This window comes from Kitasatospora sp. NPDC036934 (genome assembly GCF_055608425.1).
This window is the reverse complement of sequence record NZ_JBVJQR010000008.1, coordinates 292,241-314,912: the sequence shown is the minus strand read 5'-3', so window position 1 is coordinate 314,912 and position 22,672 is coordinate 292,241. Positions and strand designations below refer to the sequence as shown.

The 22,672-nt window shown below is 74.0% G+C and carries 23 protein-coding genes; 11 read left to right on the top strand and 12 right to left on the bottom strand.

The genetic code is table 11. The features are described from left to right. The first annotated feature begins 432 nt into the window (after positions 1 to 432). From ACZ7BZ_RS15335 to ACZ7BZ_RS15320, 4 genes are all read left to right on the top strand, one after another. Positions 433 to 1,638: a trypsin-like serine peptidase gene (locus ACZ7BZ_RS15335; protein WP_470358749.1), complete on the top strand. Its 1,206-nt coding sequence runs from the start codon at positions 433 to 435 to the stop codon at positions 1,636 to 1,638. 127 nt (positions 1,639 to 1,765) lie between these two features. Further along, positions 1,766 to 3,403, top strand: coding sequence for an ABC-F family ATP-binding cassette domain-containing protein (locus ACZ7BZ_RS15330; protein ID WP_470358748.1), 1,638 nt, complete (start codon positions 1,766 to 1,768; stop codon positions 3,401 to 3,403). Between the two features lie 123 nt (positions 3,404 to 3,526). Beyond that, positions 3,527 to 4,210 (top strand): nitroreductase family protein, encoded by a 684-nt coding sequence (locus ACZ7BZ_RS15325; RefSeq protein ID WP_470358747.1) that lies wholly within the window; start codon positions 3,527 to 3,529, stop codon positions 4,208 to 4,210. A gap of 142 nt (positions 4,211 to 4,352) precedes the next feature. After that, a complete protein-coding gene (locus tag ACZ7BZ_RS15320; protein ID WP_470358746.1) occupies positions 4,353 to 5,012 on the top strand; it encodes a GNAT family N-acetyltransferase in 660 nt (219 codons plus the stop codon). On the opposite strand, the gene ACZ7BZ_RS15315 is transcribed toward ACZ7BZ_RS15320, so the two are convergent. Then, entirely contained in the window at positions 5,006 to 5,965 is a 960-nt protein-coding gene (locus ACZ7BZ_RS15315) for an aldo/keto reductase (protein ID WP_470358745.1), read from the bottom strand. The genes ACZ7BZ_RS15320 and ACZ7BZ_RS15315 overlap by 7 nt on opposite strands. 310 nt (positions 5,966 to 6,275) lie before the next feature. Between ACZ7BZ_RS15315 and ACZ7BZ_RS15310 the strand changes: the two genes are divergently transcribed. From ACZ7BZ_RS15310 to ACZ7BZ_RS15300, 3 genes are all read left to right on the top strand, one after another. Next, a complete protein-coding gene (locus ACZ7BZ_RS15310; protein ID WP_470358744.1) occupies positions 6,276 to 7,769 on the top strand; it encodes a carbohydrate binding domain-containing protein in 1,494 nt (497 codons plus the stop codon). A gap of 167 nt (positions 7,770 to 7,936) precedes the next feature. Continuing rightward, the gene (locus tag ACZ7BZ_RS15305; RefSeq protein WP_470358743.1) at positions 7,937 to 8,338 is read left to right on the top strand and encodes a peptidase inhibitor family I36 protein; all 402 of its coding nucleotides are present in this window, start codon (positions 7,937 to 7,939) and stop codon (positions 8,336 to 8,338) included. An 89-nt stretch (positions 8,339 to 8,427) separates the two neighbouring features. Next, positions 8,428 to 9,831, top strand: coding sequence for an SDR family oxidoreductase (locus ACZ7BZ_RS15300; RefSeq protein WP_470358742.1), 1,404 nt, complete (start codon positions 8,428 to 8,430; stop codon positions 9,829 to 9,831). Positions 9,832 to 9,948: 117 nt separating this feature from the next. Here the strand turns inward: ACZ7BZ_RS15300 and ACZ7BZ_RS15295 are convergent, their stop codons facing one another. Further along, positions 9,949 to 10,692, bottom strand: a complete 744-nt coding sequence (locus ACZ7BZ_RS15295) for an SDR family oxidoreductase (protein ID WP_470358741.1) — start codon at positions 10,690 to 10,692, stop codon at positions 9,949 to 9,951. 111 nt (positions 10,693 to 10,803) lie between these two features. Between ACZ7BZ_RS15295 and ACZ7BZ_RS15290 the strand changes: the two genes are divergently transcribed. Beyond that, positions 10,804 to 11,442, top strand: coding sequence for a TetR/AcrR family transcriptional regulator (locus ACZ7BZ_RS15290; protein ID WP_470358740.1), 639 nt, complete (start codon positions 10,804 to 10,806; stop codon positions 11,440 to 11,442). Positions 11,443 to 11,546: 104 nt separating this feature from the next. Here ACZ7BZ_RS15290 and ACZ7BZ_RS15285 read toward each other — a convergent pair whose 3' ends face one another. The 5 genes from ACZ7BZ_RS15285 to def form a co-directional block, all read right to left on the bottom strand. Beyond that, positions 11,547 to 12,065: a hypothetical protein gene (locus tag ACZ7BZ_RS15285; RefSeq protein WP_470358739.1), complete on the bottom strand. Its 519-nt coding sequence runs from the start codon at positions 12,063 to 12,065 to the stop codon at positions 11,547 to 11,549. A gap of 125 nt (positions 12,066 to 12,190) precedes the next feature. Further along, on the bottom strand, positions 12,191 to 12,430 hold the full coding sequence (locus ACZ7BZ_RS15280; RefSeq protein WP_470358738.1) for a hypothetical protein: 240 nt from the start codon (positions 12,428 to 12,430) through the stop codon (positions 12,191 to 12,193). A gap of 195 nt (positions 12,431 to 12,625) precedes the next feature. Continuing rightward, a complete protein-coding gene (locus ACZ7BZ_RS15275; RefSeq protein WP_470358737.1) occupies positions 12,626 to 13,834 on the bottom strand; it encodes a serine hydrolase domain-containing protein in 1,209 nt (402 codons plus the stop codon). Between the two features lie 189 nt (positions 13,835 to 14,023). Then, positions 14,024 to 14,209: a hypothetical protein gene (locus ACZ7BZ_RS15270; protein ID WP_470358736.1), complete on the bottom strand. Its 186-nt coding sequence runs from the start codon at positions 14,207 to 14,209 to the stop codon at positions 14,024 to 14,026. A 9-nt stretch (positions 14,210 to 14,218) separates the two neighbouring features. Next, complete coding sequence (gene def / locus ACZ7BZ_RS15265) at positions 14,219 to 14,848, bottom strand: peptide deformylase (protein ID WP_470358735.1); 630 nt, start codon at positions 14,846 to 14,848, stop codon at positions 14,219 to 14,221. A 10-nt stretch (positions 14,849 to 14,858) separates the two neighbouring features. Here def and ACZ7BZ_RS15260 point away from each other — a divergent pair, with 10 nt between their 5' ends. Beyond that, on the top strand, positions 14,859 to 15,413 hold the full coding sequence (locus ACZ7BZ_RS15260; protein WP_470358734.1) for a winged helix-turn-helix domain-containing protein: 555 nt from the start codon (positions 14,859 to 14,861) through the stop codon (positions 15,411 to 15,413). Between the two features lies 1 nt (position 15,414). Here the strand turns inward: ACZ7BZ_RS15260 and ACZ7BZ_RS15255 are convergent, their stop codons facing one another. Next, the gene (locus tag ACZ7BZ_RS15255) at positions 15,415 to 15,945 is read right to left on the bottom strand and encodes a hypothetical protein (RefSeq protein ID WP_470358733.1); all 531 of its coding nucleotides are present in this window, start codon (positions 15,943 to 15,945) and stop codon (positions 15,415 to 15,417) included. 83 nt (positions 15,946 to 16,028) lie between these two features. Between ACZ7BZ_RS15255 and ACZ7BZ_RS15250 the strand changes: the two genes are divergently transcribed. After that, the gene (locus ACZ7BZ_RS15250) at positions 16,029 to 16,196 is read left to right on the top strand and encodes a hypothetical protein (RefSeq protein ID WP_470358732.1); all 168 of its coding nucleotides are present in this window, start codon (positions 16,029 to 16,031) and stop codon (positions 16,194 to 16,196) included. 85 nt (positions 16,197 to 16,281) lie between these two features. Here ACZ7BZ_RS15250 and hemC read toward each other — a convergent pair whose 3' ends face one another. The 4 genes from hemC to ACZ7BZ_RS15230 form a co-directional block, all read right to left on the bottom strand. Next, on the bottom strand, positions 16,282 to 17,217 hold the full coding sequence (hemC, locus tag ACZ7BZ_RS15245) for a hydroxymethylbilane synthase (protein ID WP_380463700.1): 936 nt from the start codon (positions 17,215 to 17,217) through the stop codon (positions 16,282 to 16,284). A gap of 25 nt (positions 17,218 to 17,242) precedes the next feature. Next, on the bottom strand, positions 17,243 to 18,499 hold the full coding sequence (locus tag ACZ7BZ_RS15240) for a hypothetical protein (RefSeq protein ID WP_470358731.1): 1,257 nt from the start codon (positions 18,497 to 18,499) through the stop codon (positions 17,243 to 17,245). Between the two features lie 89 nt (positions 18,500 to 18,588). Next, positions 18,589 to 20,919, bottom strand: a complete 2,331-nt coding sequence (locus ACZ7BZ_RS15235) for an ABC transporter permease (protein ID WP_470358730.1) — start codon at positions 20,917 to 20,919, stop codon at positions 18,589 to 18,591. Continuing rightward, complete coding sequence (locus ACZ7BZ_RS15230; RefSeq protein ID WP_470358729.1) at positions 20,916 to 21,644, bottom strand: ABC transporter ATP-binding protein; 729 nt, start codon at positions 21,642 to 21,644, stop codon at positions 20,916 to 20,918. Before ACZ7BZ_RS15230 ends, ACZ7BZ_RS15235 begins: the two co-directional genes overlap by 4 nt. A gap of 139 nt (positions 21,645 to 21,783) precedes the next feature. Between ACZ7BZ_RS15230 and ACZ7BZ_RS15225 the strand changes: the two genes are divergently transcribed. Beyond that, entirely contained in the window at positions 21,784 to 22,614 is an 831-nt protein-coding gene (locus ACZ7BZ_RS15225) for a sensor histidine kinase (protein ID WP_470358728.1), read from the top strand. Positions 22,615 to 22,672 lie beyond the last annotated feature (58 nt).

The window sequence follows — 22,672 nt, the reverse complement described above, 5'->3', positions numbered from 1 at the left end:
GGCAGGGCCTGCGCGGCGGGGGCGGTGTCCCGGGACCTCAGTAGAGCAACGGCCTTCTCCTTGTCTGGCGGATGACGCGAACCACGCTAGAAGCCCCGACGGAGGCATGCAACCGATTTTCGAGGGCCGCACGGAGCCCGGAGAGGAAGGCCGCACGGAGCCCGGAGGAGGAGCCCGGACGGACCCCGGACCGAGCCCGGACCGAGCCCGGACGGAGGCCGGACGGAGCCCGGACGGAGGCCGGACGGAGCCCGGACGGAGGCCCGGTGCCGATCCCGTGCCGATCCGGTGACAGCCTCGTACCGGCCGGGGCCGGGTGTAAGGAGTTCCTTATCCGCATGGCAGACTCCTCACCTGCCATACCTGCGGCCCCGGGGCCGTACCCGAGGAGAACGGGCCGTATGGCGGTAGTCAACAGGGGGATTTGAACTCATGTCACCGATATCCCGGCCGAGCCGTGCCGTCCTGGGCGCTTCCGTCGCCGCGCTGACCATGGTGGTCGCCACCGGTTGCGGGCCGGACAACAGTGACCCGGCCGGTGCCCAGACCGCCGCGCCGTCGGTCGCGGCCAGCGCCTCCGGGAAGCCGGGCGCGGCTCCGATCAAGCTGCCGACGGTCGAAGAGCTGAAGACCTGGAAGCTCGAGGACTGGGACAAGTGGGCCCAGGCCAACGTGATCACCCCGGCGGTCAAGGGTTACTGGACCCTGCAGAAGCTGCTGAACGCCAAGCCGAAGCCGCTGCCCCAGGCGCCGACCCAGAGCCCCTCGCAGGCGCCGGCCCAGCCGACCGGCGCGGCCCCGGCCCAGCCCACCGGCGCGCAGCCGCCGACCGGCCCGGACCAGCTGCCCTCGGTGGTCGCGGCGAAGCCGGTGGCGCACCCGTTCCCGAAGAACATGCACGTCAACGGCAAGATCTTCTTCAAGGACGGCAACGACGACTACGTGTGCTCCGGCACCGTCGTCTCCGACCCGGCCAACCCCGGCAAGAGCAACCTGGTGTGGACCGCGAGCCACTGCCTGCACGGCGGCAAGGGCAACAAGTACTACACCGACATCACCTTCGCCCCCGCCTTCAACAGCAACGGCGTGCTGAGCAACGGCAACAAGCAGAAGTCCAAGCTGGACGACGCCGAGCCGTACGGCGAGTGGGGCGCGACCGCCGGCATGGTCTCCCCGCAGTGGACCCAGGAGGCCGACCCGGAGCGCGGCGGCCCGTGGAGCCAGTACGACTTCGGCATCATCAAGGTCGCCAACCCGGACCCGAACGGCAAGTCGCTGGAGGAGACCGTCGGCGGCTCGGTGCCGCTGTGGTTCAACGCCCCGCGCGACCAGCTCGCCTCCGTCGCCAACTACGGCTTCCCGGAGGGCAAGCCCTTCGACGGCGTCGAGCTGGAGCACTGCGACGGTGGCAAGCCGGCCGCCAAGCCCGGTGACCCGAGCCGCCCGGCGATGCTGATGATCGGCTGCAACATGACCGGCGGCAGCAGCGGCGGCGGCTGGTACACCACCAAGGACGGCAAGCCGGCCCTGGTCAGCGACACCTCCGTCGGCAACGGCGCCAACACCTACGAGGCCGGCCCCTACCTGGAGGACGTCGCGGCGCACATGTTCGACTACTTCTCCAAGAAGGCCAAGTGATCGACGGGTAGCGCCCGCCCAGGGGCCGCGACCGCCGATCGGGCGCGGTCGCGGCCCCTGGCTCTTCCGGCTCACGGCCCCCGGCTTTTCCGGCTCGGGCCCCGGTCCTCCTACAATCGGCCCCATCATGAGCGCCACACTCGTAGTCAAGGACCTCAGCGCCGGCCACGGCGAACGCACCCTCTTCTCCGGCCTGGACCTGGTCGTCGCCCCCGGCGACGTGGTCGGCCTGGTCGGCGTGAACGGCGCCGGCAAGTCGACCCTGCTGCGGCTGCTGGCCGGCCTGGACACCCCTGAGGGCGGCTCGCTGCGGCTCAGCCCGGCCAGCGCCAACGTCGGCCACCTGCCGCAGGAGCCGGAGCGGCGCGAGGGCGAGTCGGTGCGCGACTTCCTGGCCCGGCGCACCGGCGTGGCGGCCGCCCAGGCCGAGCTGGACGAGGCCACCGAGGGCCTGGTCGAGGGCCGCCCGGGCGCCGACGACGCGTACGCGGCGAGCCTGGACCGCTGGCTGGACCTCGGCGGCGCTGACCTGGAGGAGCGGGCCGAGGAGGTGGCCGACTCGCTCGGCCTGAAGGTCTCCCTCGACCTGCCGATGACGGCGCTCTCCGGCGGCCAGGCCGCCCGGGCCGGCCTGGCCTCGCTGCTGCTCTCCCGCTACGACGTGTTCCTGCTGGACGAGCCCACCAACGACCTCGACCTGGACGGCCTGGAGCGGCTGGAGTCCTTCGTCAAGGGCCTGCGCGCCGGCACCGTGCTGATCAGCCACGACCGCGAGTTCCTGGCCCGCACCGTCACCAAGGTGCTGGAGCTGGACCTGCACCAGCAGCAGGTCAACCTGTACGGCGGCGGCTACGAGGCGTACCTGGAGGAGCGGGCGGTGGCCCGTCGGCACGCCCGCGAGGAGTACGAGGAGTACGCGGACACCAGGTCCTCGCTGGAGGCCCGCGCGCAGATGCAGCGCAACTGGATGGAGCACGGCGTCCGCAACGCACGTCGCAAGAGCGGCGACAACGACAAGAACGCCAAGGCGAAGCGCACCGAGTCCACCGAGAAGCAGGCCTCCAAGGCCCGGCAGACCCAGCGGATGATCGAGCGGCTGGACGTGGTCGAGGAGCCGCGCAAGGAGTGGGAGCTGCGGATGGAGATCGCCACCGCGCCGCGCTCCGGCTCGGTGGTGGCCACCCTGCGCGCGGCCGTCGCCAAGCGCGGGGACTTCACCTTCGGCCCGGTGGACCTGCAGATCGACTGGGCCGACCGGGTCGCCATCACCGGCGTCAACGGGGCGGGCAAGTCCACCCTGCTGGCCGCGCTGCTCGGTCGGCTCGAACTCGACTCCGGCAACGCCGCGCTGGGCTCGGGCGTGGTGGTCGGCGAGGTGGACCAGGCGCGTGGGCTCTTCCTCGGCGGGGAGCCGCTGTCGGACGCCTTCGCGGCCGCCGTACCGGAGTTCACCGAGGAGGAGGTGCGCACCCTGCTGGCCAAGTTCGGCCTCAAGGCGGTGCACGTGCGGCGCCCGGCGGGCACCCTCTCCCCCGGCGAGCGCACCCGGGCCGCGCTGGCACTGCTGCAGGCGCGCGGGGTCAACCTGCTGGTGCTGGACGAGCCCACCAACCACCTGGACCTGCCCGCGATCGAGCAGTTGGAGTCGGCGCTCGGCTCGTACACCGGCACCCTGCTGCTGGTCACCCACGACCGGCGGATGCTGGACACGGTGACGGTGAACCGGCGGATCGAGGTCCGGGACGGCCGGGTGCACGAGCTGTAGCCCCCACGCTGAAGCCCCGCGCCGACGCCCCGCACTGCAGCCCGCCGCTCGCGATGGTCGGCCGCTCCCGGAATTGGTCTCTACCTCTTCCCGGAGCGGCCGTCATGTGCTGTGCTGTCGGCCATGGTTGACACGATTGACAGCGCAGTGGCGGGGACGCCCCACCCGACCGTCCCGCTCACCCCGATGACGGTGCCGGCCCACCAAGCCGAGGCCCGCGGCAAGGCCTTCCACGACGTGATGGCGCAGCGCCGGACCGTCCGCGACTACTCCACCGAGCCGATCCCGGACGGGGTGATCGAGTGGGCCGTGCGCACCGCGAGCACCGCGCCCAGCGGCGCCCACGTCCAGCCCTGGCGGTTCGTGGTGATCACCGACCCGGAGCGCAAGCGGCTCCTGCGCGAGGCGGCCGAGGCGGAGGAGCGCGAGTTCTACGGGCACCGGGCGTCCGAGGAGTGGCTGGCGGCCCTGGCGCCGATCGGCACCGACTGGCGGAAGCCGTTCCTGGAGGACGCGCCGGCCGTGATCGTGGTCTTCGAGGTGCACAAGGGCCCCAACTCGCCGCGCCCGTACTACACCAAGGAGTCGGTGGGGATCGCGGTCGGGCTGCTGCTGGCCTCGCTGCACCAGTCCGGGCTGGCGACGCTGACCCACACGCCGAGCCCGATGCGCTTCCTCAACGAGGTGTGCGACCGCCCGGCGGAGGAGCGCGCCGCCTATGTGATCCCGGTCGGCTACCCGGCCGAGGGGGCGCGCGTGCCGGACCTGCGGCGCAAGGAGCTCGACGAGGTGATGATCAGGCTCTGACGCGCCGGGGGGCACCGGGCACGACGCGCCCGCGGCCCGGGACCGACGCGCCGGGGCAGCGAACGCACCCGCCGGACGGAGGGGCCCCGGATGCACCTCCGTCCGGATGTGGCAGGTCCGGGCCAAGGACATAATCGCCGCCATGAGCCCAGCACAGTCGCAGTCCTGCGGGCGGGCGCGGCCGCCGTCCCGCGAGCCCTCCCGGGCGGCACCGGAGGTGACCGCGGGGCGGCCGCCGGAACTGCTGCGGCTGCCCGGCGGCCTCTCCCTGCACCGCCGCCGCAGCACCCACGCGCCGGCCCTGCACCGGGCCGTGCACACCAACCTGGAGCACCTGCGGCCCTGGCTGGACTGGGCGGACGAGGCCCCCAGCCGGGCCCGGACCGCCGAGCGGACCCGGGCCGGCACCGCCGCCTGGGAGGCCGGAACGGACTTCATGTACCTGGCCGACCTGGACACGGCGCCCGGCCGGGTGGTCGCGGCCCTCGGGCTGCACGGGCGGATCGGCCCGGGCGCGCTGGAGATCGGCTACTGGGTCGCCGCCCGGTACGTCGGCCGCGGCATCGCCACCGCCGCGGCCGGGGCGCTGACCGAGGCCGCGCTGGCGCTGCCCGGGATCGCCCGGGTCGAGATCCGCTGCGACCAGGCGAACGGCGCCAGCGCGGCCGTCCCGCGCAAGCTCGGCTACCGGCTGGACCGGGTCACCGAGGCCGCCGTCCGGGCGCCGGGCGAGACCGGACGGCAGCAGGTGTGGGTCATGGAGCGACGGGCGGACCCCGGGGCCCGCCCGGTGGCTCAGTAGTAGCGCCCGCCCGCCGCGTCCGGCAGCGCGTCCAGCTCCGCCAGGTCGGCCGCCGAGAGCTCGATCGCGGCCGCGCCCGCGTTGTCCAGCAGGTAGCGCGGCGTCTTGGTGCCCGGGATCGGGAAGACGTACCGGCCCTGCGCCAGCACCCAGGCCAGCGCGACCTGCGCGGGCGAGGCACCGATCCGCTCGGCGACCGCCCGGACCCGCCCGACCAGCTCCAGGTTGGCCTGCAGCGCCTCCTGCTGGAAGCGGGGCAGCCGGCGGCGGAAGTCGTCCTCGGGCAGCTCGTCCAGGGAGGTGATGCTGCCGGTCAGGAAGCCCCGGCCGAGCGGCGAGTACGGCAGGAAGGCGATGCCCTGCTCCTCGGTGTACGGCAGCACCTCGGCCAGTGCGTCCCGGGTCCACAGCGACAGCTCGGACTGCACCGAGGCCACCGGGTGCACGGCCTGCGCCCGCCGGATCTCCTCGACGCCCACCTCGGAGAGCCCGATCCGGCGGACCTTGCCGGCCCGGACGGTCTCGGCCAGCGCGCCCCAGGTCTCCTCGATCGGGACGGCCGGGTCGACCCGGTGCAGCTGATAGAGGTCGAGGTGGTCGGTGCCGAGGCGGCGCAGGCTGTCGTCGACCGAGCGCCGCACGTGCTCGGGGCTGCCGTCGCGGGCCGCGTCCTGGCCGCTGCCGCCGGGGACGATGCCGACCTTGGTGGCCAGGAAGGCGCGCTCGCGGTGGGGGCCGGCCAGCGCGGCGCCGACCACCTCCTCGTTGGTGTACGGGCCGTACATGTCGGCGGTGTCGATCAGGGTGACGCCGAGGTCCAGCGCCTGGCGGATCACCCCGACGGACTTCTCGTCGTCCCGGCTGCCCACGTCGTAGGCGAAGGTCATCCCCATGCAGCCGAGGCCGATGACGCCGATCTCCGGGCCGTTGCTGCCGAACGGGGCGTTGCGCATGACGGTGCTCCTGTCTGGTTTCCGGCTGGTCCTGCGGTGGGGCGGCGCCCACGATCGATCATGACTGACGATCGATCACTTCGGCTGCGAGTCGGGAACTTTGACCGACGGACCTCCTTGAACCCGCCCTGAAACCTGCCCTCGGAGGGCCCCGGAAGCCCGGAAGTGCTTGACGTGCACAGCTGGTCTAGTCCAGTTTGATCCTCAGCACCGCGCTCCTCCCCGCACCGGACCAGCCCCCATGCTGCCGCCCGCCCCGTGTCTCCCCCCTTCACGGCGCGGACGGCCCCACGTCCCGAGAGGCACCCCCATGCCCAGCGCGCCCCAGCACGCCCCCACCCACCGCCGCCCCGCCGGCCGGACAAAACTGCTGAGCCTCGCCGCCGCCACCGTGCTCGCCGCCGGCGGCCTCGCCACCCTCGCCGGGAACGCCGGTGCCGCCGACGCCGACCTGCTCGCCAACGGCGGCTTCGAGAGCGGCACACTCGCCCCGTGGAGCTGTTCCGCCACCACCGGGAGCATCGTCAACTCCGGTGCGCACAGCGGGACGTACGCGCTCAAGGGGGCGGTCGGCGCGAGTGACACCGCGCAGTGCGGCCAGACCGTGAGCGTCCAGCCCAACACCAGCTACACCCTCAGCGCCTGGGTGCAGGGTCAGTACGTCTACCTCGGCGCCACCGGCAGCGGCGTCACCGACCCCGCCGTGTGGACCCCGGGCGGCACCAACTGGCAGCAGCTGTCGGCCGGTTTCACCACCGGTCCGAGCACCACCAGCATCACCGTCTACCTGCACGGGTGGTACGGGCAGGGCGCCTACCTCGCCGACGACGTCACCCTCACCGGCCCCGGCGGCGGCCCGACCACCCCGCCGACCACCCCGCCGAGCGGAACCCCCACCGGCGGCCCGACCACCCCGCCGCCGAACGTCGCGCTCCCGGTCGCCCCGTACATCGACATGGGCGCCTGGCCCACCCCGTCCATGCCCGACATGGCCAAGGCCGGCGGCGTCAAGGGCTACACCATGGGCTTCGTCACCGGCGTCGGCTGCAAGGCCAGCTGGTTCAACGCCTACGACCCGCGCACCGGCTGGGCCAAGGACCAGGTCGACGCGCTGCGCGCGGCCGGCGGCGACGTCAAGCTCTCCTTCGGCGGCGCCAGCGGCACCGAACTCGCCGCCGCCTGCACCTCGGTGGACTCGCTGTTCAACGAGTACGACGCGGTCGTCAACGCCTACAACCTGCGCTACGTCGACTACGACATCGAGGGCGCGGCGATCGCCGACACCGCCTCCAACGACCGCCGCTCCGCCGCCCTCGCCAAGCTCCAGCAGGCCCACCCGGGCCTCAAGGTCTCGCTCACCCTGCCCGTCCTGCCCGAGGGCCTGACCAGCGACGGCGTCGCCGTCGTCAAGTCCGCCCGGGACGCCGGGGTCGACCTCGACCTGGTGAACGTCATGGCGATGGACTACTACCGCTCCGGCAGCGACTACGGCAACGCCGCCGTCCAGGCCGCGCAGGCGACCTTCGGCCAGCTGAAGGCGCTCTACCCGGCGAAGACCGACGCCCGGCTGTGGGCCATGGTCGGGGTCACCCCGATGATCGGCGAGAACGACGACCACCAGATCTACAACCAGGCCGCGGCCCAGCAGTTGGTGACCTTCGCCCGGCAGAACCGCCTCGGCCTGCTCGCCTTCTGGGACGCCACCCGGGACGCCAACGCCTGCACCGGCTCGCTGGCCAAGTGCACCAACATCCCGCAGCAGCCGTACGAGTTCGCGAAGGTCTTCAGCCAGTACACGGGCTGAGCCGCAGCACTTCCGGGGCCCCGGCGGGCCGGGGGCCGTCGGCGCCCCGGCCCGTTCCCCGGGGACCGCCCGGCCGCCCGCGTGGCGCCGACCGTTCGACCGGGAACCATCTAGCATGCGGTGACCCCGACGACACCGTCGGTCACCACCTCGTGTTGGGAGCCCCCGTGCGTCACCGCCTGATCCGCGCCGCCCTCGCCTCCGCCGCCGCCCTCGGCCTCGCCGCCGCGACCGCCCCCGCCGTCCACGCGGACCCGGCCTCCCGCGCGGCCGTCCACTGCCCCAAGGGCCACCTCTGCCTGTTCGAAGGCCCGAACCTGACCGGCCGCCTGCTGCTCGACGAGGACGCCCACATCACCAAGGAGGGCTTCCAACTGCGCGAGCTGGAGGACATCGAGCCGCCGATCTTCCCGCGCTCCGCAGTCGACCCGCTCCCCGACGACTTCGGCTGCATCATCCGCCTGAACGACCAGCCCGGGTTCGCCGGGGACGAGCAGGAGCTCTCCGGCTTCGGCAAGCACGAGCTGGACGGCCGCCGGGTCGGCTCGCTCACCTCCGACTGCGGCTGAGCAGGCCGGACAGCCGGAGAAATTGGCATCTCATCCTCCCGGACCGTCCACTACAGTCCCTCCCACCTGTACGGAACGAGGGGGCGGACATGACGGTCCGGGACGACCACCATCAGCTGATCACCGACACCACGACCAGCGAAGCCGCCTGCGCGGCGGGCCTCACCCCCGAGGAACTCGGCGCGTTCAGCGCCACCCTGGGCCGCCTGCGCGACCTCCCCTTCCAGGACCGCACCCGGCTGCACGCCGAGCGCCAGCTCAGCTCCTTCGTGATGGAGAGCCGCAAACGCCGCCGCCAGGAGGCCAAGGAGGCCGTCCGGCAGGCCGACGCCGCGCTGCTCGCCGCCACCGCGACCGGCGCCCGGCAACGCCGTGAGGACACGCCGCTCCCGCCTGCGGGAGGGCCGGTCGGCGAGCTGCTCGTCCCGCGCAAGTGCTACGTCTGCAAGCAGCCGTACCGCCAGGTCGACGGCTTCTACCACATGCTCTGCCCGGACTGCGCGGCCGACAACACCGCCCGCCGCGACCTCTCCGCCGACCTGCGCGGGCGCCGGGCACTGCTCACCGGCGGGCGGGTGAAGATCGGCTTCCAGCTCGCGCTGATGCTGCTGCGGGACGGCGCCGAGCTGATCGTCACCAGCCGCTTCCCACAGGACACCGTCCGCCGCTTCCGCGCCGCCGAGGGCAGCGGGCAGTGGTGGGAGCGGCTCACCGTGGTCGGCATCGACCTCCGCGACCCGCGCCAAGTCCTCGGCCTGACCGATGAGTTGCGCACTGACGGGCGGCCGCTGGACATCCTGGTCAACAACGCCGCGCAGACCCTGCGGCGCCCGCCGGAGTCGTACGCCCTGCTGGCGGCCGGGGAGTCCACCGCCCTGCCGGGCACCGACCGCCGGGCCGTCACCCACGCGCCCGGGTTCCGCCCGCTCACCGATGTCGCCCAACTGCCCTCAGGGGCCGGTTCGCTGCTGGACCTCACCGACGAGGCCGGACTGCTGCCCGACCTCGCGCCCGTCAACTCCTGGTCCACCACGCTCGGTTCGCTCGACCCGGCGGAGGTGCTGGAGACCCAGCTGGTCAACGCCCTGGCCCCGGCGCTGCTCTGCGACCGGTTGCTGCCGCTGCTGCTCGCCTCCCCGCGCCCCGCCCGCTACATCGTCAACGTCACTGCGGTGGAGGGCCGGTTCGCCGTCCGCAACAAGACGGCGCGCCACCCCCACACCAACATGGCCAAGGCCGCGCTCAACATGCTCACCCGCACCAGCGCCGCCGAACTCGCCCCGCAGGGCGTGCACATGTGCGCCGTGGACACCGGCTGGATCACCGACGAGAACCCGGCGCCCACGAAGACCCGGATCGCCGCCCGGGGCTTCCGCACCCCGCTGGACATCGTGGACGGCGCCGCCCGGGTCTACGACCCGATCGTGCGCGGCGAGGCCGGGCACCCGGTGTCGGGGGTGTTCCTCAAGGACTACCGGGTGGCGGAGTGGTGACGCCCCAGCCGTCGCATCAGCCGTCGCACCCGGTACCGCACCAGGTGCCGTAGCGGTGCACCGGAACGGCCCGGCCCGGGGCGGTCCCGGGCCGGGCCGTCGGCGTACCGGCAGGGCTCAGCGGCCGGTGGGCAGGTTGGCCCCGCCGGTGCAGTCGAGCACCACGCCGGTGACGAAGGTGTTGGCGGCGAACATGTGGATCGCCCGGGCGACGTCCTCGGGGCGGCCGACCCGGCCGACCGGGGTGGTGGCGGCCAGGCCGTCGAAGAGGGCGGTGCGCTGCTCGGTGGGGACGCGGTCCCACCACGGGGTGTCGATGACGCCGGGCGAGACGGCGTTGATCCGCAGCGGGGCGAGTTCGACGGCCAGCGGCGGGACCATCGCCTCCAGGGCGCCGTTGATGGCGGCCAGGCCCGCGGTGCCGGGGATGGCGGCGCGGGCCGAGGCGGCGGTGATCAGGGTGACCGAGCCGTCCTTGCGCAGGTGCGGCAGGGCCGCCTGGAGCACCCGGACCTGCGGCCAGAACTTGGCGTCGAAGCCGTGGGCGAGGTCGGCGAGGTCGAGTTCGGCGAACGGCCCGCTGCCGGCCGCGCCGCTGACCGCGACCACCAGGTGGTCGACGGTGCCGGCCCCGGCGAAGAAGGCGGCCAGCGCGGCCGGGTCGGTGGCGTCGAGCCGGGTGCCGCTGGTCTTGCCACCGATCCGGGCGACGGCGGCGTCCAGCTTCTCGCGGTCGCGGCCGGTGATCACGACCTCGGCGCCGTCGGCGGCGAAGGCGGTCGCGGTCGCCTCGCCGATGCCCGAGCTGCCGCCCATGACGACGACGTGCTGTCCGGCGAAGGGGTTCGCTGCAGTGCTCATGTTCGGGCCTTTCCGGCTTGCTCGAGTTATTGTCGAGACCGCTAGTTCCGGTAATGATAGTTGCCGAGACTGCTAGTCTTGTCAAGCGGGGGAAGGGAGAAAGGGACCACGATGAGCAAGAGCGACCCCTCGGCCGAGCAGGCCTCCGCCGTCCGGCCGCACACCGGCCGCCGCCGCAACGAGGCGGCCCACCGGGCGATCCTGGACGCGGCACTCCACCTGCTCGCCGACTCCGACGGCACGCCCGTCACCATCGACGCCATCGCCCGCACGGCCGGCGTCGGCAAGCAGACCGTCTACCGCTGGTGGCCCTCCAAGGGCGCCGTCCTGCTGGACGCCCTCACCGACCGCGCCGACCGGGACGTCACCGACCACCCTGACACCGGCACCCTCCGCACCGACCTGCGCGCCTTCATCGGGACCACCTTCGACGCCGCCCAGCGCGGCACCACCGCCTCCGCACTGCGCACCGTCGCCCGCGAAGCCGCCCGCGACCCGCACCTGGCCGAGCTGATGCGGACCTTCACCGCCACCCGGCGCACCGCACTGCACGAACTCCTCGCCCGGGGCCGCGAGCGCGGCGAACTGGCCGACCACGCCGACCTCGACCTGATCGTGGACCAGGTCTACGGGGTGTTCTGGTACCGCTTCCTGCTCGGCCACGGCACACTGGACGACTCCACCGCCGAGCGGCTCGCCGACACCCTGATCGCCGGGAACGACTCACCGGCGACGGCGTCCACGAACTGACCGCCCGGGCCGGGCTGGTCGCCGTCGGCGAGTACTACCGGACGCACTGAGAAACGCGGCGCGGGAGGTCGGCCGGGCCGACTTCCCGCGCCGCCGGGGATCCTTCAGGCCGTGCGGCGGCGGTAGTAGGCGACGCCGAGGGCGATGGTGATCGGCCCCCAGAGCATCGCCGGGCCGATGCAGACCCGGGCCAGCGCCTCCCACCAGCCGCTGCCGAAGCCGACCTCGTCCAGCAGGCCGAACCAGGCCAGCGGCTGGAGGCCGAAGAGGCCGAACAGCACCAGGCCGCCCAGCAGCGTGGCGAGCAGCGGCCCGAGCGGCGGCACCCGACGGCCGCGCAGGAGCGGCACCCAGCGGGGGAACACCTCGCCCCAGCCGCTGACCAGCCCCAGGGTGAGCAGCGCCAGCGCCTCGGTGACCAGGCTCAGGCCGAAGACGTACGGGGTGGCCCACCAGGTGTGCGGCGGGCCGCCGGGGTCGACGATGCCCATCTCGAAGCCGAAGGCGAACGGCAGCCGCCACAGGCAGTGCGGCAGGAGGACCAGCGGCAGGGCCTTGGCGAGGCGCAGGGCCCAAGCGGGAACGGGGCGTTCGGTGTCACCGACCGGGAGGTTCATCAGCATGGGTCCACCGTCGCGGACACCAGCCGTCCGCCACCTCCGTCCCGCGGCCCGGCCGCCTCCCCCGGACGAGCCAACCGCGGCTCACCCCAAGGGAGGAGGAGGGACCGGCCTCCGGCGCGGGGAGGTCAGAGGCCGAGCTGCTCGGCGGCCCGGGCCGTACCCTCCAGCCGGGCCCCGATCTCGGCGGAGGCCGTCTCACGGGACGTGGACCGGTCGTCCCCCAAGGGCGCGAGGCCGCTGTCGTCGCAGGTGCCCAGGCGGTCGGCGGGCAGGTGGCGGACGGTGGCGAGGACGCGGTCCCGCACCTGCTCGGCGGTCTCCACCCGCGGGTCGCTCGGGTCGGTCACCCCGACGAACGACCTCACCGCGCGCCCCCTGACAGAACCCGGCCACCAGGCATTCCGCGACCGTTTCCACGTCCCCGAGGACCGGCTCCCCGTCTAAGAGTGGGACAGCCCTTTGGCACCGGTGGGCGCCCGGCCGCCGGACACCGCCGGTCCCACCCGCGATCCCGCTCCCTGGTGGTGACGCGGGTGGTCCGGCCTGACGGCGACGCCGCGTCAGACCACCGAGCTCAGCCCGAAGGAGGCCGCCACCAGCCCGAGGACGTACGGCGTCTCGGCGCCGTTCAGGGTGGTCGGGTCCATCGAGTAGACGACCTTGCGGGAGAGGTCGCGGGTGGCGAAGACCCCGCTGGTGGAGCCGGGGCGGGAGCCGGTCTTGCCCCAGGCCGTGATGCCGTGGGACTGCAGGCGCTCCAGGCCCATGCTCATGCACGCCTTGCCGTCCGGGCAGTGGCTGCTGTGGGCGGCGACGGGCACGTCGGGCACGGTGAACAGCTGCTCCTGCTGGGCCGCGGGGAGCAGCCGGCCGCGGAACAGGGCGGTCATGAAGCGGTCCAGGTCGGCGGCGCTGGAGATCATGCCGCCCTCCGCCCAGGGCCAGGGGCTCTGTTCGGTCACGTCCGCCCGGTGGGTGCCGCCGTCGGCGTCGGGGACGGACAGGTAGGGATGGGTGGCGGGGTGCCGCAGCTCGGGGTCGTCGCCGTCCGGGAGGGCGGTGTCGTGCAGGCCGAGCGGCCGGATGATCCGGTCGCGCAGCTCGTCGGCGAAGCCGCGGCCGGTGACCTTCTCGACGACCAGCCCGGCCACGAAGGTGTTCATGCCGTTGTACTGCTGCTCGGTGCCCGGCCGGAAGCCCAGCGGGTAGCCGTGCATGGTGGCGATGACCTGCTCGGGGGTGAAGGAGTCCAGCCGGTGGGCCTCGAACCAGGTGGTGCTGCCGTCGCCCCAGGGCACGTTGGAGCCGTTGGGCAGTCCGCTGGTGTGGTTGAGCAACTGGCCGACGGTGACCCCCTCGTAGGGGAAGTCCGGCAGGTACTGCCGCACGGTGGCGTCCAGGTCGATCCGGCCCTCGGCGGCGAGCTGGAGGACGACGGTGGTGGTGAAGACCTTCGAGACCGACCCGATCCGGAACCGGCCGTGCGGGTCCACCGCCATGCCGTCCTCCGCCGAACTGCCCTCGAACCGACCGGTGGTGCCGGTGATGCGGACGAAGGCGGCGGAGACGTCGGCAGCGGGCCGCTTGGCCAGTGCCGCCCGGACGGCCGCCCGGTCCAGCGGCGCCGGCGCGGACGCGCCTGCCGCACCGGCGGGAGCGGCGGGAGCGGCGGCGAGGGCGGGGGTGCCGGCGCCGACCGTCAGCGCGGCCGCCAGGGCTCCGGCGGCAGCGACGACGGCCCAACGGCTGCGGTGGGTAGCGGCGTTCACGGTGTTTCGGCTCCAGACTGGTCGTCATCGGGCCGGAGGAGTCCGGCCCGTCGACGAGTCTGCCGACCCGCCGGGCCGCGAGCATCAGGGTCGGGGCCCCGGTGATCCCTGGTCTTCCGTCAGGGTTCGACCCGGAGACCCCCCCGGAGAACCCACCCCGGAAAGACCCCTGCCCACGAGCGCCCCGGATCAGACGTGCCCCAGCAGGCAGACGTGCGAGCGGTCCGTTCGCTGCGGATGCGGCTGTTCCAGCCGGGTGGTGACGGTGAAGCCCGCCCGCTCCAGCAGCTCGGCCAGCCGCCCCGCCGGGACGAAGTCGGCGGCGACGGTGTCGTACGACGCGCGGACGGCGGCGAGGTGGGCGGGCTCGGTCACCGCGCCACCCTAACCGGCCTTCGCGGTCCTGGCGGCGCGCTCGGCGAAGACCTTCTCCCTGCGGTCGGCGGTCTGCTTCATCATCCGCTTGCGGTCGCGGGCGGAGAGCCGGTCGAGGTAGAGGCCACCGTTGAGGTGGTCGGTCTCGTGCTGGAGGCAGCGGGCGAAGTAGCCGACGCCCTCGATCGTCACAGGGGCACCGTGCTGGTCGACGCCGTGCACCACCGCGTGGGCGGGGCGGGCGAGTTGGGTGTTGGCACCGGGAACGGAGAGGCAGCCCTCGACGTCCTCGGCCAGCCGGCGGCCGGGCTCCTGTTCCTCGACCACCGGGTTGAGCACGTGTCCGACGTGCCGGACGCCGTCCTCGTCGGTGCAGTCGTAGACGAACAGCCGCAGGTCCACGTCGACCTGGTTGGCGGCGAGGCCGCAGCCGTCGGCGACGTACATGGTGGCGAACATGTCGTCGATCAGCCGGGCCAGGCGCTCGCTGCCGAAGTCCTCCTCGGTCGCCGGGCGGCAGGTGCGGCGGAGGATCTCCTCCCCCACCTCGGTGATCCTCAGGACGGTCGGACGGTCGCGCAGCTCGGACACGGGTGCTCCCCCTTCGGTGGACTTGCTGTCGACTTTGCAAAGTAGCATACTTTGCAAAGTGACCGAAGACCTCGTCAGATCCGGCGTCCTCCCCGAACACGCCGTCCGCACCGCGCTGCTGGAGCTGCTCGCCGAACGCGGCACCCTCACCTCCACCGAGGCCGCCGCCCGGCTCGGCCTCAGTTCCGGGCTGTGCTCGTTCCACCTGCGGCAGCTGGCCCGGTACGGCCTGATCGAGGAGGCCCCGGCCACCGACGGGCGGGCCCGGCCGTGGCGGCTCCCCGACAGCGAACCGCCCGCACTTCCCGAACCACCCGGACCGCCCGTCCCGCAGGACGAGTTCAGCGAGCTGGCCCGAGGCCTGGAGGACGAGAGCTACCGGCGCTGGCTCGCCGGGCGCGCCGGGGCCCCGGCCGAGTGGCAGCAGGACGAGGCGTTCAGCGCCGTCGTCCACCTCACCCCCGAGGAGCTGACCGCCGTCGGCGCCGAGGTGCGCCGGCTGCTCGCCCGCTACCGCGACCGGGACACCGACCCGGCCGCCCGTCCCGTCGGGGCCCGTCCGGTCGCAGCCGTCGCCCGGCTGTTCCCGCTCCTCGACCAGCTCGACCGGTAGCTCAGGCGGCGGCGCGGGCGCGGAGAGCCCGCACCACCGGCCCGACCACCAGACCCACCACCGCCCCCAGCACGACCCCCTGCACACCGTCCCAGACGTCCTGCGCGTCGCAGGCCCGCCCGATCTCGGGCACCGCGTACTGCAGCGCCGACACCGCGAACGGCAGCACGGCCGTGCCCACCAGCGCCACCGCCGCCCGTCGCCTGGTCCCGGCCAGGGCGGCCGCGAACCCCACCGGGGCGTAGGTGGCCAGCTTGAGCTCGATGTGCCGTACGTGCAGCAGCTCGTACGGCGAGCGCGGTCGGGCTCCGGCCACCGCGCAGTGCCGCACGGCGTCCCGGGAGAGCTGGAACGCCTCCGGCAGCAGCGTCGCCACCACCACCCCGCCGAGCCCGAGCAGCAGCAGGAAGCCCACCGCCCAGTGGGCCCGCAGCAGCCGCCCCACCGGCCGGTTCAGCAGGGCGGCCGGCACCAGCGAGAGCAGCAGCCCGGGCCAGAAGTTCGGCATCCCGCCGAGCACCGCACTGATCACGCCTCAACGGACGCCCCGAACACCCGCCCGGTTCTCCCCCGCGCGCGGGTTCCGGTACCGCCCGCGCGCGGTACAAAGGAAGCATGGCAAGCAAGACGATCGCCGTGGTCTACGTGCTCGCGATGGTGGCCGTCGTGGTCGGCGTGGACGTCCTCTTCCTCCGGCACCACTTCTGGGGGCGGCTGGCGGTGAACGTCGGGATCGTCGTGGTGTTCGCGGCCTGCTACGCCAGGTTCCTCCGGCGTTCCTGAGAACCACCGTCACGCAGCCGGAATCGGCTCAGCCGTGGGCGCGGCGGAACGGTTCACGGAGGCGGAAGGATCACCGGCCCCGGCCTCAGTGCGGGATCGAGGAGATCAGCTCCTGCGCCCCCTGCCGCTTGAGCGCCAGCGCGACCGAGGTGCCGAGGTCCTCCGGGCTGAGCACGCCCGCCCACTCGTGGGCGTCCAGCACCCGCTTGCCGTCCGGGGTGAAGACCCGGCCGCGCAGCGAGAGCCGCCCGTCCCCCTCGGCCCGGGCGAAGCCGGAGATCGGGCTGTTGCAGTGGCCCTGCAGCACGTGCAGGAACATCCGCTCGGCGGCCGCCTCCCGCCAGGTGTCGTGGTGGCCGAGGCCGGCCACGGCCTCGATGGTCGCGGCGTCGTCCTCCCGGCACTGCAGCACCAGGATCCCGGCGCCGATCGGCGGGCACATCTCCTCGACGCCGAGGACCTCGGTGATCCGGGCCCGCTCGCCGATCCGCTCCAGGCCGGAGACGGCGAGCAGCAGCGCGTCGACGTGCCCCGCCGCCAGCTTGGCGAGCCGGCTGTTGGCGTTGCCGCGGATCGGGACGCACTCCAGCTGCGGGTGGGAGGCGGCGAGTTGGGCGGTGCGGCGGACGGAGGAGGTGCCGATCCGGGTGCCGGGCGGGAGTTGGGCCAGGGTCAGGCCGCCGGGGTGGACGAGTGCGTCGCGGATGTCGTCGCGGCGCAGGTAGGCGGCGAAGACGGTACCGGCGGGCAGCGGGCGGTCGGCGGGCACGTCCTTGAGGCAGTGCACGGCGACGTCGGCCTCCCCGGCGAGCAGCGCGGCGTCCACCTCCTTGGTGAACGCGCCCTTGCCGCCCAGGGCGGCGAGGTCCCCGGTCCAGCGGTCGCCCGAGGTGGTGACCGGCACCACCTCGGTGCGCAGTCCCGGGTGCAGCGCGGCGAGTTCGGCGCGGACCCGGTCGACCTGGGCGAGCGCCATGGGAGAGGAGCGGGACACGATGCGGATCAGCTCAGCGGTGGCCATGGCGCGATGATAGGCGCTCCTACGGTCACGGCCGGGGGCGCGTCACGTACTCGGCGTAACGGCGTGGCACGGTGACCCGCCGGACGTCCCGCAGCAGCGGACCGACCGCGCCCAGCGCCGTACCGGCGGCCACCAGCAGGCTCGCGCCGCTGAAGCCGTGGCCGTCCGCCGCGCCGACGGCCCCCAGCGCCAGCACCGGCAGCACGGCGACCAGACCGGTGCCGAGCACCTCCGCGACGGCGAGCCGTCCGCGCAGGTAGGCCAGGAACTCGACGGTGGGCCGGCCGGGCCGGATCCCGGGGACGAACGCCCCCTCGCGCATCATCACGTCCGCGCTCCCGAGCACCGACCGCCCGGCCAGTACGGCCAGCCACGCGCCGGCGGCGGCCAGCCCGAACAGCAGCGCCAGGTACGGCAGCCGGGGCAGCGGGAACGGGGCGAGCAGCAGGGCCGCCGCCACCGCCGGGACGAACCCCCGGTGGCTGAGCACCAGCGGCAGGTGGCGGGGCTCGCCGCCGCCGGACCGCACCCCGATCATCCGCCGGGCGTACTGCACCGGCACGCGCCGCTCGCCCCGACGCCCGGCGATCACCAGCGCGGTGGTCGCCACCAGGGAGAACAGCACCGCCGCCAGCACCAGCGCGTAGCCGCCGGGGCCGGACTCCCCCTCCACCGCCCACAGTTGGCCCGGCAGCACGGCGAGGACCTGGGCGAACAGCAGCACCGGCACCCCGTCGCCGAGCCCGTACCGGCTGATCCAGCGAGCCAGCCACAGCACCGCCAGCGCGCCGGCCGCGGTGCAGCCGGTGAGCACGGCGACGGCGGGCGCGCCGTGCCACCGCAGTACGCCGTCCCCGGCGGCCGGGCCGGGCAGCAGTCGACCGGCGTCGGCGGCCAGAGCGAGCGCCAGCCCGCCGAGCAGGCCGAGGGCCAAGGTGGTCCAGGCTTCAGCCCGCCGCATCCCGGCGCGGCTGCCGGCCGCCCGCTCGGGGCGCAGCGCGGCGAGCCGGGGGTGCAGCCGGGTGAGGGCCAGGACGAGCGGGCGGGCCAGGAAGACCACCAGGACGCCGAACGGGAGCAGCGCCAGCCGGTACAGTCCGCCGCCGGTCACCAGGTCGGCCAGGCCGCGCAGTTGGTCGCCCGGCAGGGTGCGGTCGGCGACCCGCCGCAGCACGGCCGGATCGGCGCCGGGCAGCGGCATGCTCTGCCCGAGCCGGAACAGCACCACCCCGCCGAGCGTGACGGCCGCTCGCAGGACCAGTCCGGAACGGTGGACGGACACTCGCCTCAGCTCCCCCGATGTCGACGGGAGTTGGGACGCGACGGACGGCCGGGCGGTTCCCCTCCCGGCCGTCCGCGTGCCCCGTGGGCTCACTCGTTGTGCAGCACCTCGGCGATCGGCAGCCGGGCCGCCGAGCGGGCCGGGACGAGCGCGCCGAGGACGGCGATCGCGATGCCCGCGAGGGCGAGGACGGCCAGCAGCGGGGCCCCCCAGACGTCGATCATGCCGTCCGTGAAGTGGATGATCCGGACGTTCTCGACGATCAGCCGGTGCACCAGGATCCCGACCGGGATCCCGACGATCCCGCTGACCACGCCCTGCCAGACCACCGAGGTGATCGTCATCCCGACGACCTGCCGGGGCGTCATCCCGATCGCCTTCAGCATCCCGAGGTCGCGGCGGCGCTCCCGGATGGTGAGCAGCAGGGTGTTGAAGACGCCGAGCGCGGCGACCACCGACAGCAGGACGGAGAAGGTCGTGCTGAAGGTCTTGATCGCGACGACCGGCCCCGCGGTGCCCGCCGTGACCACCGAGGTCGACAGGGTCGGGTCGGCTGCGGCGACCGCGTCCTGGTAGGCCTTGGCGTCGGCGCCGGCGGCGAGCCGTACGTCGTACTCGACCACGTGCCGGTCCGGGGTGAGCAGGGCCCGGGTGGCGTCGTTGGAGGTGAGCGCGTTGGCGTTGCCCTGGGACTCCAGGCCGACCAGGGTGACGGTGGTCTGCCGGTCGTCCAGCACCAGGGTGACCTTGTCGCCGAGCTTGAGCCCGCGCTGGTCCAGGAAGGCCGGTCCGGCCTCGGCCTCGCCCAGCCCGGTCGCCGGGCGGCCCTCGACCACGTTCAACCGGCTGTGGTCGACCATGGCGTCGCCGCCGTAGAAGTCGGCGAAGACCACCTGGGGCTGGCCCACGACGGCGACCCGGACCAGGCCGCGGACGGAGACCCGGTCGGCCCCGGGGGCGGCGTGCAGCATCGCCTCGGTCTGCTCCTGGGTCAGCCGGGGGGCGCCCTTGTCCACGGTGAAGCCACCGGTCAGTACGTCGATGTGGGTGTACTCGTCAGGTGCGGACATGGCCTTGGCCAGGGTGCCGGTCACCCCGGTGGTCACCGTCACGGTGACCACCCCGAGCGCGATCGCCGCCATGGTCAGCGCGGTGCGGGCCGGGCGGGCGAAGGGCTGGCCGAGGCCGAGGCTGACGGCCCGGGGCAGCCGGGTGCCGCTCAGCCAACGCTGTACCTTCAGCCCGCGCCCGGTGCGCGGGGCGCTGCCGGCCGAGATGGCCTGGGCGGCGGAGAGCCGGCGGGCCCGCGAGGCGGGCAGCAGTGCGGCGAGGGCGACCAGCAGCGGGACGCCGAGCAGGGTGGCGACCGGCAGCCAGCCGGCCGGCGCGATGACGGCGGTGCCGGTCGCGATCCCGGAGAAGGCGGTCTGGAGGATCGGGTACGCGGCCGCCCAACCGGCCGCCGTCCCGAGGACGGTGCCGACGGCGGCGGGCACCGAGACCATGGTCAGGTAGACCGTGACCACCTGGCGCGGGGTGAAGCCGATCGACTTCAGCACCCCGATGTGCCGGTAGCCGGAGACCACCGCGCCGCTCACCACGTTGCCGACGATCAGCGTGGCGACGATCAGGCCGAGCACCCCGAAGACCGTCATCAGCGGCAGGTAGGCGTCGGCGCCGGCCGAGAAGGCCTGCTTGAGCACCAAGTAGGACTGCCCGTTGGCGACCGCGTCCTTCGGCAGGCCCTCGGTGGCCTTGTCGAGCGAGGCGGTCAGCTGCTGCTCGGTGTCCGCGTCGGCGAAGCGGTAGAGCATCTGCCGGCCGATGGGGTGCAGGGCGGCCGCCTGCTCGGGGGTGACCCAGCCGCCGGCGGACTGGCTCATGTCGGTGGCGGAGCCGACGATGGTGAGCTTCAGCCCGGTGTTGGTGGTGACCGACTTGCCGAGGTTCCCTTCCCCGGCACCCCCGGCCGTGGCCATCACCAGTTCGCCGGGGGCGGTGGCCCAGCGGCCGGACAGCAGCTCCACCCGGTCCACCGGCGCGGCCGCCGGGTCGGGCCGGCCGACCAGGGTCAGCGGGCCCGGCGGGCGGCCGACCCAGTCCGTGGGGATGGTCACCACGGCCTGGTCGAAGGGCCCGGCGGCGGCCTCGACGCCCGGCCGGTGGGCGGTGGCGGCCAGTTGCTCCGCCGAGGCCTTGGCCGGGTCGAAGACGGCGTTGACGTGCGCGCCGCGCTCGGCCTCGAAGGCGGTGTCGAAGGGGGCCCGGGCGGCACTGATCACCGCGAGGGCGAGCAGCACGGTCGCGGTGGAGCAGAAGACGACCAGCCCGATCACGACGGTCTGCACCCGGCGGCGCTTCACCGCCGCCCGGGAGGCACGCCACACGGCGCCGCTCCCCTTGATGGTTCGCTCGCTCACGACGACGCCTCAAGCATCCGCTCGCGCGCCACCTTGCCGTCCGCGACCTCGACCAGCCGACTGGCGCAGCGGGTGGCCAGGTTGGGGTCGTGGGTGACGATCATCAGGGTCTGCCCGATCTGGTTGAGGTCGATCAGCAGGTCCATCACCTGCTCGCCCGAGCGGCTGTCCAGGGCGCCGGTCGGCTCGTCGGCGAGCAGCAGCGCCGGGCGGTTCATCAGGGCGCGGGCCACCGCGACCCGCTGGCGCTCGCCGCCGCTGAGGGTGGCCGGGTAGACGTCCTTGCGGTGTGCGACGCCGAGTTCGTCCAGCAGTTCCAGTGCTCGGCGGCGGGCCTGCCGGGCGCTGGTCCCGGTCAGCTGGGCGGCCAGGGCGACGTTGTCCAGGGCCGGGAGGTCGTCGATCAGGTTGAAGAACTGGAAGATCATGCCGATGTGGCGGCGGCGGAACAGGGCCAGGCCGTTCTCGTTCAGCCCGCCGAGGTCCTGCCCCTGCACCCGTACGGTGCCGGAGGTGGGCCGGTCCAGTCCGGCCACCATGTTCAGCAGGGTGGACTTGCCGCACCCCGAGGGGCCCATCACGGCCACCGCCTCACCCGCGCGGATCCGCAGGTCGACACCGTCGAGCGCCTTGGCGTCGCCGAACTCCTTGTGCACCCCGGACAGCTCGACGACGAACGGCGCGTCGTCGGAGCGGGTGGTGGTCCCGTCGTGGTCGTTGCTCATGCCGACGAAGGTAGGCGCGGCGGCCCGGGCCGGACGTCCCACCCCGGGTGTAACCGCAGGTGGCCGTAGTACCGGGGATGTACGGCGGCGGCACCCCCGGATGATGTGGATCAAGGGCCGACCTGGGAGGCTGGGCGTCGTGTGGGGAACGGGGACTGACTGGATCGCGCTCACGGTGGCGGGCGCCGCCTGTGCGGCCGCCGGCTGGCTGGGCGTCGCGCTGGTACGGGCACGCCGGCTGTACCGGGCCGCCATCGGCGAGCGCGGCTGGCTGCTGGAACGGGAGCGGGAGAGCGCCGCGAGCGCCGCCGTGGACGCCGAACGGGCGCGGATCGCCGCCGAGTTGCACGACATCGTGAGTCACAACGTGAGCCTGATGGTGGTGCAGGCCGGGGCCGCCCGCGAGGTGCTGGCCACCATGCCGGAGGAGGCGGCGGCCGCGATGGGCGCGGTCGAGGCTGCCGGACGGGACACCATGACCGAACTGCGGCACCTGCTGGGCCTGCTCGCCCCGGCCGCGGACGGCAGCGAGGAGCCGGAGCGGAACGACTTCACGCCGCAGCCCAGCCTGAGCCGACTGAGCCCGCTGATCGACCGGTTCGCCTTCGCCGGGCTGCCGGTGGAGGTGCGGATATCCGGCGAGCCGCGGCCGCTGCCCGGCGGCATCGACGTGACGGCCTACCGGATCGTCCAGGAGGCGCTGACCAACGCGCTCAAGCACGGGGACGGGGTGACGGCCCAGGTGACGGTGCGCTACGCGGACCACTACCTGCGGGTGGAGGTGCTGAACAGCGGCCAGAGCGTGCTCTCCGGGGCCCCCGCCCCCGCGCCCCGGCAGGCGGACGGCGCCGGACGCGGGCTGATCGGCCTGCGCGAGCGGGTCGCGGTCTACGGCGGGGACCTCGACGCCCGGCGCCGGATCGGCGGGGGCTACCGGGTGCGCGCCCGCCTCCCGCTGGACCGGCCGTGACGAAGGGGACCGTGACGGCCGTGACCGAGGGGGCCGTGGAGGCCGTGGAGGCCGTGGA

Excerpts from the sequence above, each read along its gene's own strand:
- ACZ7BZ_RS15335 (WP_470358749.1), top strand. The coding sequence starts at position 433 with ATGTCACCGATATCCCGGCCGAGCCGTGCCGTCCTGGGCGCTTCCGTC.
- ACZ7BZ_RS15330 (WP_470358748.1), top strand. The coding sequence starts at position 1,766 with ATGAGCGCCACACTCGTAGTCAAGGACCTCAGCGCCGGCCACGGCGAA.
- ACZ7BZ_RS15325 (WP_470358747.1), top strand. The coding sequence starts at position 3,527 with ATGGTTGACACGATTGACAGCGCAGTGGCGGGGACGCCCCACCCGACC.
- ACZ7BZ_RS15320 (WP_470358746.1), top strand. The coding sequence starts at position 4,353 with ATGAGCCCAGCACAGTCGCAGTCCTGCGGGCGGGCGCGGCCGCCGTCC.
- ACZ7BZ_RS15315 (WP_470358745.1), bottom strand. The coding sequence starts at position 5,965 with ATGCGCAACGCCCCGTTCGGCAGCAACGGCCCGGAGATCGGCGTCATC.
- ACZ7BZ_RS15310 (WP_470358744.1), top strand. The coding sequence starts at position 6,276 with ATGCCCAGCGCGCCCCAGCACGCCCCCACCCACCGCCGCCCCGCCGGC.
- ACZ7BZ_RS15300 (WP_470358742.1), top strand. The coding sequence starts at position 8,428 with ATGACGGTCCGGGACGACCACCATCAGCTGATCACCGACACCACGACC.
- ACZ7BZ_RS15295 (WP_470358741.1), bottom strand. The coding sequence starts at position 10,692 with ATGAGCACTGCAGCGAACCCCTTCGCCGGACAGCACGTCGTCGTCATG.
- ACZ7BZ_RS15290 (WP_470358740.1), top strand. The coding sequence starts at position 10,804 with ATGAGCAAGAGCGACCCCTCGGCCGAGCAGGCCTCCGCCGTCCGGCCG.
- ACZ7BZ_RS15285 (WP_470358739.1), bottom strand. The coding sequence starts at position 12,065 with ATGCTGATGAACCTCCCGGTCGGTGACACCGAACGCCCCGTTCCCGCT.
- def (WP_470358735.1), bottom strand. The coding sequence starts at position 14,848 with ATGCTACTTTGCAAAGTCGACAGCAAGTCCACCGAAGGGGGAGCACCC.
- ACZ7BZ_RS15250 (WP_470358732.1), top strand. The coding sequence starts at position 16,029 with ATGGCAAGCAAGACGATCGCCGTGGTCTACGTGCTCGCGATGGTGGCC.
- hemC (WP_380463700.1), bottom strand. The coding sequence starts at position 17,217 with ATGGCCACCGCTGAGCTGATCCGCATCGTGTCCCGCTCCTCTCCCATG.
- ACZ7BZ_RS15230 (WP_470358729.1), bottom strand. The coding sequence starts at position 21,644 with ATGAGCAACGACCACGACGGGACCACCACCCGCTCCGACGACGCGCCG.